We start from the raw sequence: 12,714 nt of genomic DNA on the forward strand, positions 1-12,714 counted from the left end.
CTTAGCGTTGCCACTGGGCGCGTTTAAGCGACCAGACAAAGTCCAGTTTGTTGTAGTCGGCGAAGTCCGAAGCCGGCAGCGGGGTGGTGGGGTAGACGATCCCGCCGTCCTCTTTCATCGCGAAATTGAAGTAACCCTTCTGTTTCGAGTAGGCCGCGGTACCGTGGCAGGCCAGGCACGATGAGGTGTCCTGGAAGGCCGACTCCAGTTGCGAATTGGCCAGCACCTGGGGCACGGGTTGGAATTCGACCCCGATCAACTCGTACTTCGAGAGGTAGGGGTAGTTGCCCTGGAAGCTGCTGTTGACTGGTATGGAGGGGGGCGTCGGCCCGGTGGTGTTGGTCATCGGGGTGGCCGGCACGGCGTTGGTCACGGTGTATTTGTGGTTGTTGACGTTCTCGAAGGTGGTCCAGATCCACTCGGGACTCAGCTTGTTGATCACGTGCATGCCGCTGAGCGCGGCATAGCCGACCTGATACTGGTTCTGGTGGGGGTAGTAGGCCTGGATGACGTAGTAGCCGTCGTTTTCCAGCTGTTGCTTGAACGCGGCATCGGTGCCGATCCAGATCCACGAGGTTTTTACCTCCCAGGAGGCCTCGGGAAATTTCAGGTTGCTGGTCAGCGCGTACTGACCGTTCATGTTGTAGACCTGTTTCTGCATGATGTAGTCGAAGGTGCCCTGGCCCATCTGCAAGAGAAAACGCACCGGCTGGCCCCGTTGCGCTGCCGGTACCTGGCCGCCCATCAGCAGGGGCAGCCCGTCCACCTGTAGCGTGCTGTCCAGGTCATGGAAGGTCCGGTCGAGGTTCATCCCCAGTTGCCGGGCCTGTTCCAGGACTGCGTCGGGCGCGGGTTGCTCCGGCAGGTAGGGCTGGGGCGGGGCACCATTGGGCAGGAACACCTGACTCGAGGGCTTGAGCCCTTCCCAGACCCGGTTGGGGCTGCCCTGGGCGGACGGCTGGTTGAGGCAGACGAACCAGTTCCAGGCCTGGGTCTCGGGGCTGGCGAGGAAGTCGCTGCGGGTCTTCTCGACGCTGGTCCCGTAGGTGAAGAAATTGCTGCAGTCGTAAGGGCTGGCGCTCTGGGCCTGGGCCAAACCGGCCACGGCACTCAGAACTGTTATAGAGATGGCTCGCCGCATGGAAGCTCCTTGGCATTGGCCGGGTCGTGGTGAGGGCGCTCCAGGAAGTACTGCAGGAGCAGTTGCTTGACTGCCGTGGCCGGAAGCTGGTCCGGCAACGACAGACCGCAATTGGTGATCAGCAGCGGAGCGGTCGCGCGGCTGGCCGGCAAGCGTCCATGGCTGCCGCGGACCAGCCGGGTATCCAGGGGGATCAGGTCCATGTAGTAGCGAAAGCCGAGTTTTTTCTGCAGCAGGCGCCGCGCCGCTCGCAGTTTCGGAAAGCGGATGGCCGGATCGATGAACAGTTCCAGCGGGTCGTAGCCCGGCTTGCGGTGGATGTCCACGGTGCGGGCGAAGTCGGGGGCCAGGCAGTCGTCGAGCCAGTAGCGGTAATCGAACCAGTAGCCGGCGGCGGCCACCGCCACCAGTTCGCCGCTGCGCTCGTGGTCCAGTTGCCAGTCCCGTTGCGCGGGCTTGTCCAGCACCTGCTCGATGCCCGGCTGGCGCTGCAATAGCGCCTTGACCCGGGCCACGTCCTCGGCGCGTTTCACGTAGACATGGGCGATCTGATGGTCCACCACGGCGAAGGCGGCGCTGGCGCCAGGGTCGAGCAATTCCCAGCTCAGCGACTGGCGGACCTGCAGCCATCCTTCACGGCGCAGCAGGCGGTTGATCGACACCGATTGCCGGACCGCCTCGATGCCGTATTCGGAGAGCAGCATCACCCTGGCGCCCTGGGCTTGGGCGAAGCTCAGCAGGCGCCCCACCTGCTGGTCGATAGCGCGGACCTCGTCGGCGATCGACGGGTCTTGGGGGCCCAGGCGTTGCAGGCTGTAATCCAGGTGCGGCAGGTAGATCAGTTGCAGGTCGGGTCGGTTGAGCTGGAACTCGGCCATGGCGCAATCGACGATCCAGCGGCTGGAGGCGATGCCCGCCGCGGGCCCCCAGAAACCGGGGAAGGGAAACTCGCCGATCTGCCGCTCGAGGGTCTGGTGCAGGCTGGCGGGCGTCGAATAGAGCCCGAACACCTTGCGCCCATCGGCCGGGTAATGGGGGCGTGGAGTGATGGCCGCATCCACCTCTGCGTGCATGTTGAACCACCAGAACAACTGGCTGCAGCGAAAGTCGGGGCGCTGGCGCTTCAGGGTCTGCCAGACCTTTTCCCCCTGGACCAGGGCGTTGGATTGCAGCCAGAAGCGCACTTCGGCCTGGTCGCGAAAGTACCAGCCGTTGCCGACGATACCGTGTTCCGCGGGCGTCAGGCCGGTCAGCAGCGAGGCCTGCACGGTCGAGGTCACGGCCGGGAACACCGGTTGCAGGCTGGTCATCGCGGCGTTGCGCAGCAAGGCATTGATCCGTGGCGTGGCCTCGCCCAGCAGGCTCGGCGTCAACCCGACCACATTGATCAGCAACAGTGGTGGGCAGCTTGTTTCAGACACCATGGGGGCAGGCCTCCTGCGCGGGGGATGGGGCGCTTAGCAGTTGCCGCTCGCGTAATTGCCCTTCGACCCAGCGCAACTCGGCAACGATGCCCTGGAGCAGCGCCTGTTCGGTCTGTGGCCGCAGCGGAGCGGGCAGCACGTTCCAGCTGTAGGTTTCCACCTCCAGTACCGGGTGCACTTCCGGGTGCTCCGCCAGGTAATCGAAGGTCTGCAACAGCGCGCTCTGGCTGCCGCTGAGTTCGGGCAGCAACAACTGCTCGCTGAATAGCGGCACATGGAAATGGATGCGCAGCTCGGGGCAGGACGCCAGCTCGTTGGCCTGCAGTGCGGCGGGCAGGTCCGGCCAGGCCAGCAGGCGGCCCTGGTGGTCCCGGGCTTTGACCTGATGCAGGTAGGTGGCCTCGACAAAGTCCCCCAGGGCCGTCAGCACCTGCTGGCGCCGCAGAGGGTCCGCTTCCGGCAGGCGGCAGATCAGGGCATTGGAGAGCTGGATCTTGCCCACCGGCACACCGGCCTGGCGCAGCCGCTCCAGGGCGTCATGGCAATGCTCGAAGACCACGGCTTGATGGCAGACATCGAAGCACAGGGCCAGATGCTCATGATGGGGATCCGTGGCTTGCCAGCGGCGGAAGAATTGGATGGCCTGGTCGGTGTGCTCCAGCACGCAATCGGGCTCCATTTCCAGGCAGAACAGGATCTGTTTGCCGGTCTCCCGGCGCAGCCTGGCCAGGGCCTGGGTCAGCTGGCGCAGCTGCTGCTCGGCCCGTTGCCGGTGGGCCAGGCTCCAGGTGGCGGCATACCCCAGCGGCACGCTGGAAATCACCCCTTTGGGGCAATCCTGCGGCAGGGCCGCGGCCAGGATCCGCGCCAGTTGCAAGCTGTACTCCAGGCGCTGCGGATCGGCCCAGTTGGGCAGATAGACTTCGGCTTTCACCGCACCCTGGTGGAACTGGCCGTAGGGAAAGCCATTGAGCGAAGTCAGGCGCAGCCCGCTGTGCCGCAACAGCCTGAGAAATCCCATGAGGGCCTGCGGCTGTTGCAGCTCGGCCGCCGCCTGGGCGCTGATCCACAACCCGCTGTCCTGTTCGGGCAGGCCGCGTTGCTGGCGCACGCCCTGGAAGTGCGTCTCGATCGAGGCGCTCAGCGTGGCCAGGTCGGGGGCTGGGTGCACGTTGCTGCAATAGCCGATCCGGGCGGCGCTCCAGCCCCGACGAGCGCTCATTTGACCACCGGTTCCTGGCCGCGCAGGGCGGAGTTGTCCTGCCACTGACGACGCTGGTCGATGGGCAGCGGGGCACTCACCCACTGCTTGTCCAACTGCCCGCTCTGGGCGAAGAAATCCACCGGGTTGTGGAACAGCACCTGCTCCACCTGGGCTTCGCTGAAGCCGGCGGCGAGCATGGCCTGTCCGGTCTTGGGCACCTTGAGCGGATCGCTGATGCCCCAGTCGGCGGCGCTGTTGACCACCATTTTCTCGGGGCCGTACTCCTTGAGCAGGGCCACCATGCGCTGCTCCGACATCTTGGTGTTGGGGTAGATGGAGTGCCCGCGCCAGCAGTCGCTGTCGAGCACCAGGGGCAGGGTCAGTTCGTTGAGGTGATCGATGATCACCAGATGTTCGGCGATGCCCACTTCGCGGATCACTGCCAGGGTGCGCTTGGTGCCGCCGATCTTGTCGCGGTGCGGGGTGTGCACCAGCACCGGCAGGTTGAACTGCTTGGCCAGTTCCAGTTGCGCGGCGAGAAAGCGGTCTTCCTCCGGGGTGATGTCGTCGTAGCCGATTTCCCCTACCGCCACGACGCCGTCCTTGACCAGATAGCGCGGCAGGATCTCCAGCACCTCGTTGGCCAGCGACAGGTCATTGGCCTCCTTGGGGTTGAGGCCGATGGTGCAAAAGTGGTGGATGCCGAACATGCTGGCGCGAAAGCGTTCCCAGCCCAGCAGGGTATCGAAGTAGTCGATGAAGCTGCCGACGCTGGTGCGCGCCTGGCCTTGCCAGAAAGCCGGCTCGATCACCCCGGTGATGCCCGCGGCGGCCATGTTCTGATAGTCGTCGGTGGTGCGGCTGACCATATGAATATGCGGGTCGAAGTACTTCAGCATGGTGAGTCCCTTATGTGGTTGTAGAAAACCGTGGTGATTCAGGCGTCGGCCGGGAGGTGTTCGAGCCAGTGCGGCGGCAGTCGTCGCTGCTGGCACAGGTCGCGCAGACGCAGACGCTGGGCCGGGCTCAACAACTCGAAGGCGATGACCTGGGGCAGCCCGTCGGAAACGTTGCGCTGCGCCGCCAATTGCTCCTCCATCAGGTCCAGCGCCAGCTGGTTGAGATCGACGCTGCGGCGCTGGGCCAGGCCGTTGATCCGGCGGCTGTCCAGGCCCATGCCCAGGCTCTTGAGCACCAGTTGATTGAAGGCCCGGTCGTTGTAGTGGCGGGCCGGGAAGGGGTTGTCCAGGGCGATGGCGGCGAACACCTCGCGGTTGTTGGTGCGCCCCGCCTGCAGCGCCAGGTCGAGGCTGTGGCCTTGGCTATCGAGGTCGTCCAGGGCCTTGAGCAGGGCGCTCTTTTCCGAGTCGTCGGCCCAAAGGAACAGCTGGCGCAACAAGGGCAACCGATCGGCGCTGGCCTGCTGTTGCAGAAGCTGCGCCAACAACAGCGCGCGGGCCAGCTGGCTCCGGGTCCAGCCTTGGCTGTCGGGCACCAGGCTGTCACCGAGGCGGCGTTTGCACTGGCTGCTGAGCAGCACCAGGGTATTGGCCGAAGGCTTCCGGGCCAGTTGTTCCAGGGCCTCTTGCCACCAGCGGCGGGTGTCGGGGTCGAGCTGTCCGTCGAGCTGCCGGCGCCGTTCGGCGAAGGCGGCATGGCGGGGGGCGAGCGCATTCGAGGATGGGGCAATGACGTCCATGCTCATGTCGGCTTGATCCAGCGTTGAAGGTGGGGAAGCAGGAAAAACACCAGTACGCACAGCAGGCTGCCCAGGGGTTGGTTGGCCAGGGCCAGTACCAGGGCATCGAACAGTGGCAGGGCGGCCAGGCCGGCACCGATAAAGGCACGGATCTGCCGCTGCCGCGGGTTGGCCAGATGGCGCCGGTAGTGCCAGCCCAACCAGCCCAGCCACAGCAGCAGTACCAGCCAGAACACGCCGTTGTCGGCATAAGCGACCAGGGCCAGCGGGCTGAGCATCAGCAGCAGCGGCAGGCGGCTGAGCAGCTGGTTCTTATGTTCCAGCCGGGCCAGGTAAGTCAGGCCGGCGATGTAGGCGCCCAGCAACGCGGCGCACAACCACAACGGTTGCGGTGGCATGGCCAGGCTGGCGGCGGCGGTCAGGTACAGGGCCGAGCGGCAGCCGCCCATGAGCCAGACGCTGTGGGGGTGTTTTTTGTGCAGCAGGTTGTAGGCCAGGATGAACAGCAGCAACAACCCGGCGCTGGCCAGCAGCCAGCGAGGCTGGGCGATCAACTGGCTGAGCCCCAGCAGCGACAGTAACGCCAACAGCAGCAGGGCGGTGGTGGCCAGGCTCACCTGAGTGCGACTGACCAGGCCGAGGACAATGGGGCGCGGGTTCTGGTGCCGCTGATCCCAGTCGGCATCCAGCAGGTCGTTGAGCAGCATGCCCGCCAGGTAGAGCGCCGAGAGCACCACCAGCAGCAGCGTCCAGACCAGCGACGAGGGCGGCGCCAGGGCGGTGGCGCTGCTGGCCAGCAGGGCGGCGGCCAGGGCGTTGGTCCACACCGTCGGCAGGTTGGAGACCCGCCCCAGGGTCAGCCAGGTGCTCAGCGCTGAAGGCGTCATTGCGCGCAGCCCTCGCTCCAGGCGAAGTCCGCTCTGCCGAGGCTGGCCAGGCGCAACAGGGCTTGTTCCATCACTGGCAGTTCGATGTGGTGCACATCGATGGACTGGCCCAGGCGGTTGAGCATCGGGATCGACAACTGCCCCCCCAGGTGCTGGCGGAACTCTTCCAGACCTTGCAGCACCAGAGAGCCACCCTGGGCGTCTTTCAGGCGCAGTTCTGCGGGGCACAGGTTGAAGCCGAGCTTGTCGAGCACGTGCAGCAGGCGCTGGGTTTCCCCATCGGACAGCAGGCCGATGGCGTTGGCGTAGAGTGCATCCAGAGCCATGCCCACGGCCACCGCCTCACCATGGCGCAAGCGGTGCCGACTGAGGTTTTCCAGCTTGTGGGCGGCCCAGTGGCCGTAATCCAGAGGCCGGCCGTTGCCCCGTTCAAAGGGGTCGCCGGCACCATTGATATGGCCCAGGTGCAGCTCGGCGCAGCGGCGGATGGCATAACGGCTGGCGCTGTGCTCGAAGCTGGCCAGGGCCTCGACCTGCTGCTCCATCCACTGGAAGAACGCATGATCCTTGATCACCGCGACTTTCACCGCCTCGGCGAGGCCGGCGATCTGGTCTCGGTGCGACAGGCTGAGCAGCAGCTGGAAGTCGTTGATCACTGCCGTGGCGGGGTAGAACGCCCCCAGCAGGTTCTTCTGGGCGAAGGCGTTGATGCCGTTTTTCACCCCGATGCCGGCGTCGTTCTGGGCCAGCACCGTGGTCGGGATGCGGATCAGGCGCATGCCCCGATGGAAGGTGGCGCAGGCGTAGCCCACGGCGTCCAGTACCGCTCCGCCGCCCAGGGCCAGCACATAACAGTGCCGGTCCAGGCCGTGCTGCAGCATGTGCGCATACAACTGCTGGAGCACTTCCGGGGTTTTGCTCAGTTCCCCCGCCGGCACCGCGATCGGCGCGGCCTGCAGATGCAGGTCGGCGGTGTGGGCGCTGAAGTAATCGCTGATCTGCTGTGGCAATTGCGCGGAGCACTGCAGCAGTTGCTCGTCGACAAACACCAGCACGGTGGTCCGCCCCGGATGCTGCCGGGTGAGTTGCTGGTGCAGGCAGGCATTGTCCGCCTGGAAGATGTGGTCGGTGAACAGTACCGGATAGTGGTAGCTCACCTCGAAGCGACCCTCCAGGGAGCGCGCTCGATCACCCTGCGGCTGCGCGACGCGTGACTTGAGCAGGCTGCGGCCGCCCAGGAACAGACCCGGCAGGACCATGCTGGCGAGAATGGTCGCCAGCAGGGCATTCTGCTCTACCAGCAGACTGCCGATGGCGCTGTAGGCCAGGGCCAGTCCGGCGTTGGCCAGGGTGGTGACCAGCAGGAACTGGCGCTGTGGGTAGCGCTGCATGCCGGCGGCCAGCACCGAGGTCTCGGCCAGCACTGGCACACCACGCAGGCAGACCAGCGACAAGGTACTGAGGCGATAGGCCAGTTGCCCGGGTTGCCAGCTTCTGAGACCGAGCCAGTTGGAGAGCAGGCGAAAGTAGCCCGCCCCCAGCCAGTAGCCCAGGCAGGCTCCCAGGCACAGGCCGATAAAGATCACCAGGTAGCCGCCGATGGCACCCAGGGCTGCCACGGCCAGCAGCGCCACCAGGCTTGAAGGTACTGGCAGCAGCACATCCAGCGTCAGCAGGGCTACCAGCAGCAGGGCCAGGCCTAAACGTTGTGTGGGGTCGGTGGGTAGCAAGCTGCCCAGATGGTTCAGCAGTTGTTGGATCTGCTGTTCGAACAGCAGGAAGCTGGCGACCACGAGGGTCGAGAACAGGAATAACGAGAGCCAGTAATTCTCAGTCGTACCCTTCAGCGAGAAGGCACGAGGCAACGAGCTGCGCTTCATCAAGCATCCCTCTTGATTGATATGACTTATTCCGTGTCAGTTCAGCTTGTAAGGCAGGGGAGATGTTTGGTTATTGAATTCCTCGAAAGGTTCTTATTGGTTTTTGCCCCGTTGGAGAACACTTGGATCGCGATTAGTCATCAACTTAGCCAAGGCCGAGAGTTTTGCAAGTAAACCGAGCGAGCTGGCTGCAATACGCTTTTCTGGTTCGTTGGGAAAGCCTGGGAATAATGTGTTTGTACTGTTGCGAACAGTCTTGTGGATTGACGGTGATGACCTGTTTTTGTGGGTTTTAGTCAATGGGTTCGGGGTAGTACAAGATTTTTTGGTGTGGTGTTCGGCTATAGAGTGTATTGCTTTTTTTTATATGCAAGAGAAGTAACCAAAGGAAATAAACGCGGCAATTTATAAAGGGAATACTTTGGGAAGGGGGGACAAGGCAGGATTTGAAATAACTATTCTTAGGCTGACTATTAGTTGGCTATTGAATAGGTGACTTGTTGGTTTGGGCTTTATTGAGTTGTATGGGCGAATTTACTGTATGGACTTATTCAAGGGGGAGGTTGTTTGTTTGGTAGTAAGAATCATTCGTGAAGTTGTTCGGTTAAGTTGCCTTGCTTGAAACAACATGTATGTCGTGCGCCATGGACCTGGCTGTTTCTGCACCGGTTGTCCGTGAAGATCGGGCTGCACGGCGGCTGCGGTGAGGGAAAACTCACCGCAGCCGTGGGCTCAGGCCGGAGTGACGCGTTCGGCGGCAAGGAACTCTTCGGTGGACAAGACGCTGGCATAGGCGAACGCCAGGGCTGACATCACCGCGCTCTGAACCTGTGCCGCGGCGACTCGCTGGCCATTGAACTCCAGGTCGAGGGTGGCGCAGGCGTCATGGATCACTTTCACCGGGTAGCCCAGGTCGGCGGCGGCCCTGGCGGTACCTTCCACACACATGTGGCTCATGCTGCCGACCACCACCAGTTGTTCGATGCCGTGCTGGTCAAGAATGGCCTTGAGCTCGGTTTCGCGGAACGAGTTGACGAAGTGCTTGAGCACCACCGGCTCGTCGGCGCGGTTGCTGACCTTCGGATGCAGTTGCGCGCCGCTGGAGCCGGGGGTGAAGAACGGTGCGCTGTCGGAGGTGAATTCGTGGCGGATGTGCACCACCTGCTGGCCGCTGTCGCGGAAGGCCTGGATCAGCCGCGCGGCGTTGTCAGCGGCGGCTTCGACACCGACCAAGGGCCACTTGCCGTTGGGGAAGTAGTCGTTCTGGATATCGACTACGATGAGCGCTTGCTTGGCCATGGGTGTTTCCTCTGAAGTAGTGGTTGGCTGTGGAGTCCAGTATTGGCTCCGGCGGGCCGGTCGAGGATTGGCCGCACCGACAATAGAAGGGGGAAAACTGACAATGGGTATGGAAAGCGCAGTCGCCGAACTGGGCGTGCTGATCTATCCCGGCGCACAGATGGCCGCGGTGCATGGCTTGACCGACCTGTTCGAGGTCGCCAACCGCATTGCCGCCGAACAGCGCAGCACACAGTTGCCGCTGCTGCGCATCAGCCACTGGCAGGCCCAGGCCGACCAGGCGCCCGTACGGGTGTACGACAGTCGCCCGGGTGCTGAAGGTCCATTGCTGGCGGTGCTGATCCCACCCTCGATGGCCGGTTTTTCCCAGGCGCAGGCACCGCAGGCACTGATCCAATGGCTGCGCCAGCAGCATGCCAATGGCGCGACCCTGGGCGGGGTCTGTGTCGGTTCGATCCTGCTGGCCGAAAGCGGCCTGCTCGACGGCCGCAGCGCCACCACTCACTGGACCTCGGCGAAGCGGTTCGCCGAGCGCTACCCGAACATCCGCCTGAACGCCGACAAGCCGATCGTCGACGACGGCGACCTGATTACCACCGCCGGCCTGATGGCCTGGTCCGAGCTGGGGCTGCGCCTGGTCGACCGCCTGCTGGGCCCGAGCATCGCCAGCGGCACCGCGCGTTTCCTGGTGATCGAACACAGCGACAGCGCCAGCCAGTGCGGTAGTAACTTCGCGCCGATCCTCGGCCATGGCGACGCGGCGATCCTCAAGGTGCAGCACTGGCTGCAGGCCAATGGCGCGGTGGACGTTTCCCTCGCCGTCATGGCACAGCAGGCCGGGCTGGAGGAGCGCACCTTCCTGCGGCGCTTCCGGGCCGCCACCGGGCTCAAGCCCACCGAATATTGCCAGCACTTGCGGGTAGGCAAGGCACGGGAAATGCTCGAGTTCACCAACGGCACCATCGACCATATCGCCTGGACGGTCGGTTACCAGGACCCGGGGGCGTTCCGCGCCACCTTCAAGAAGATCACCGGGCTGGCGCCCAGTGAGTATCGCGCGCGTTTCGGCGTGACACCGCCGGCACCGCTGGCGCGGGGCTGACCCCGCGGGTCGTGCAAAATACCGGGCGTCGCCGGCCGATCGTGCAAAATAAAACAGGCGCAATGCCAGCAGCGATGGCCTGGAGCGCTTATTCCATGGGGGCATTCGACTTCCCCCCTGGCCTTGGCGTGATCCCTGCACCCTGTCTTGTACATTCATCACGCCGATGACGAAGGGGGACGCATGACCCCGACGCAACGCAAGAAGCTAGTGGTCGCCCACTCGGTCCATCCGGGGGCCTCGCAGCATGTCGTGGAGACCAATCGCGCGCTGGCCCGCTGGCTGGCGCAGATCCTCGGGTTGCAGTTCGCCGGTGACTACGACCCGCTCGTGCATGGGCAGAGCGAGCTGTACCTGTTGCCGACGCAGACCATCGTCGGCCCCGCCGCGGCCCGGCAATTGCGGCTCAAGGGGCCGGACGACCTGTGGGGCGGGTATGTCGAGCATGACTTTATCTGCACCAAGGCCATTACCCATGGTCTGTTGAACAGGAACGCCGTGGCCCCGCCGGGCTGGGCGCCGCTGTTCTCCCAGCGGGTGCGCAATGTGGTGCTGGACGGCCTGAGCGTGTTTTCCCTGAATGACGCCCGGCCAGCGGCCAGTCATTTGCTTTACAGCGGGCCGATCCGCATGAAACCGATCCATGCCTGCGCCGGTCGCGGCCAGCAGGTGATCGAGAGCCTGGAGCGCTTCGACGAGATGCTGGCGCAACCGGACGTCGCCCGGCAGTTCAATCAAGGCGTGGTCCTGGAGCAGGATCTGCAACAAGTGGCCACCTACAGCGTCGGCCAGTCCTTTATCGCCGGCCACGTCCTCAGTTACTGCGGCCAGCAGTACCTGACCGAAGACTCCGACAGCGAGCAGGTCTACGGCGGTTCCGAGCTGTTGGTGGTGCAGGGTGGCTACCCTGAGTTGCTGGCGCTGCAACTGCCGCAGGAAGTGCGCCTGGCGGTACAGCAGGCGCGGGTTTTCGACGCCGCCGCCGATGAGGCCTACCCCCGATTTTTCGCCTCCCGGCGCAACTACGACATCGCCCAGGGCCTGGACGCCGAGGGCCGGCAGCGCAGCGGCGTACTCGAGCAATCGTGGCGCATGGGCGGTGCCAGCAGCGCCGAAGTGGCGGCTTTGCAGGCCTTTATCGAGCATCCGGACATGCGCGCGATTCGTGTGTCCGCGGTGGAAACCTATGTCGACCGGCCCTTGCCGGCCGATGCCATCGAGGTCTATCGCGGGCCCGCGGAACACAGTGACTTTCTTCTCAAATATGTAACGGTCCAATCCTATGACGGCTAGAAGCGAAAGCATTCAAATCGACATCGATGACGAGCAGATGCGCGGGACTTTCCTCAGCCCCAAGTCGAAAGTCCCCGGCGTACTGTTTGTCCACGGCTGGGGTGGGAGCCAGGAGCGCGACCTGGAGCGTGCCCGCGGCATCGCCGGGCTGGGTTGCGTGTGCCTGACCTTCGACCTGCGGGGCCATGCCGGCAGCGGCATCCCGCTGAACCGGGTGACCCGCGAAGACAACCTGCGCGACCTGTTGGCGGCCTATGACCGCCTGCTGGCCCATCCGGCCCTCGACACCTCGGCGATCGCCGTGGTGGGCACCAGTTACGGTGGCTACCTGGCGAGCATCCTGACCTCGCTGCGACCGGTGCGCTGGCTGGCATTGCGGGTGCCGGCGCTGTATCGCGACGAAGCCTGGAACAGCCCCAAGCGCGACCTGGACAAAGCCGACCTGCTGGATTACCGCAGCAGCCTGGTGCGTGCCGACAGCAACCGGGCGCTGCATGCCTGTTCGACGTTCACCGGGGATGTGCTGCTGGTGGAGTCGGAAAACGACGAGTATGTGCCCCACGCCACGTTCATGAGCTACCGCGCGGCCTGCCAGCAGACCCATTCCATGACCCACCGGATCATCGACGGCGCCGACCATGCCCTGAGCGATCCCGTGTCGCAGCAGGCCTACACCTCGATCCTGGTGGACTGGATCACGGAAATGGTGGTGGGAGAACGCTTGAGCATCATTCAGTCGCGATAGTCGCAAGCGCTGGTTGAATGAGGCGCGCAAGCTCGCTCCT

General features: G+C 64.2%; 11 protein-coding genes. 3 read left to right on the forward strand and 8 right to left on the reverse strand.

Features of this window, described 5'->3' with window-relative positions; genetic code table 11:
• Window position 1 precedes the first annotated feature (1 nt).
• The 8 genes from AC07VU_RS28875 to AC07VU_RS28910 all read right to left on the reverse strand — a co-directional run bounded on the left by AC07VU_RS28875 (window position 2) and on the right by AC07VU_RS28910 (window position 9,534).
• On the reverse strand, window positions 2–1,141 hold the full coding sequence (locus AC07VU_RS28875; RefSeq protein ID WP_495030917.1) for a hypothetical protein: 1,140 nt from the start codon (window positions 1,139–1,141) through the stop codon (window positions 2–4).
• Window positions 1,120–2,565 carry an alkaline phosphatase family protein gene (locus tag AC07VU_RS28880; protein WP_053262844.1) on the reverse strand — a complete coding sequence of 482 codons (1,446 nt, stop codon included), beginning with the start codon at window positions 2,563–2,565 and terminating at the stop codon, window positions 1,120–1,122. The genes AC07VU_RS28875 and AC07VU_RS28880 overlap by 22 nt, the downstream gene beginning before the upstream one ends.
• Window positions 2,555–3,787, reverse strand: coding sequence for a metabolite traffic protein EboE (gene eboE / locus AC07VU_RS28885; protein WP_495030918.1), 1,233 nt, complete (start codon window positions 3,785–3,787; stop codon window positions 2,555–2,557). The genes AC07VU_RS28880 and eboE overlap by 11 nt, the downstream gene beginning before the upstream one ends.
• Complete coding sequence (locus tag AC07VU_RS28890; RefSeq protein WP_150053019.1) at window positions 3,784–4,668, reverse strand: TatD family hydrolase; 885 nt, start codon at window positions 4,666–4,668, stop codon at window positions 3,784–3,786. The genes eboE and AC07VU_RS28890 overlap by 4 nt, the downstream gene beginning before the upstream one ends.
• A 38-nt stretch (window positions 4,669–4,706) precedes the next feature.
• Window positions 4,707–5,474, reverse strand: coding sequence for an EboA domain-containing protein (locus AC07VU_RS28895; protein WP_274304812.1), 768 nt, complete (start codon window positions 5,472–5,474; stop codon window positions 4,707–4,709).
• Window positions 5,471–6,355: a UbiA family prenyltransferase gene (locus AC07VU_RS28900; RefSeq protein ID WP_150053018.1), complete on the reverse strand. Its 885-nt coding sequence runs from the start codon at window positions 6,353–6,355 to the stop codon at window positions 5,471–5,473. The genes AC07VU_RS28895 and AC07VU_RS28900 overlap by 4 nt, the downstream gene beginning before the upstream one ends.
• Window positions 6,352–8,235 (reverse strand): 3-dehydroquinate synthase, encoded by a 1,884-nt coding sequence (locus AC07VU_RS28905; protein ID WP_274304811.1) that lies wholly within the window; start codon window positions 8,233–8,235, stop codon window positions 6,352–6,354. The genes AC07VU_RS28900 and AC07VU_RS28905 overlap by 4 nt, the downstream gene beginning before the upstream one ends.
• 732 nt (window positions 8,236–8,967) lie before the next feature.
• A complete protein-coding gene (locus AC07VU_RS28910; RefSeq protein ID WP_495030919.1) occupies window positions 8,968–9,534 on the reverse strand; it encodes a cysteine hydrolase family protein in 567 nt (188 codons plus the stop codon).
• A 103-nt stretch (window positions 9,535–9,637) separates the two neighbouring features.
• Here AC07VU_RS28910 and AC07VU_RS28915 point away from each other — a divergent pair, with 103 nt between their 5' ends.
• The 3 genes from AC07VU_RS28915 to AC07VU_RS28925 all read left to right on the forward strand — a co-directional run bounded on the left by AC07VU_RS28915 (window position 9,638) and on the right by AC07VU_RS28925 (window position 12,674).
• Window positions 9,638–10,636, forward strand: coding sequence for a GlxA family transcriptional regulator (locus AC07VU_RS28915; protein ID WP_495030920.1), 999 nt, complete (start codon window positions 9,638–9,640; stop codon window positions 10,634–10,636).
• Window positions 10,637–10,819: 183 nt separating this feature from the next.
• Window positions 10,820–11,929, forward strand: a complete 1,110-nt coding sequence (locus AC07VU_RS28920; protein WP_495030921.1) for a DUF3182 family protein — start codon at window positions 10,820–10,822, stop codon at window positions 11,927–11,929.
• On the forward strand, window positions 11,919–12,674 hold the full coding sequence (locus AC07VU_RS28925) for an alpha/beta hydrolase family protein (RefSeq protein WP_053262835.1): 756 nt from the start codon (window positions 11,919–11,921) through the stop codon (window positions 12,672–12,674). The genes AC07VU_RS28920 and AC07VU_RS28925 overlap by 11 nt, the downstream gene beginning before the upstream one ends.
• The last annotated feature ends 40 nt before the right edge of the window (window positions 12,675–12,714 follow it).

This window comes from Pseudomonas sp. GW821-FHT02B10, assembly GCF_059421865.1.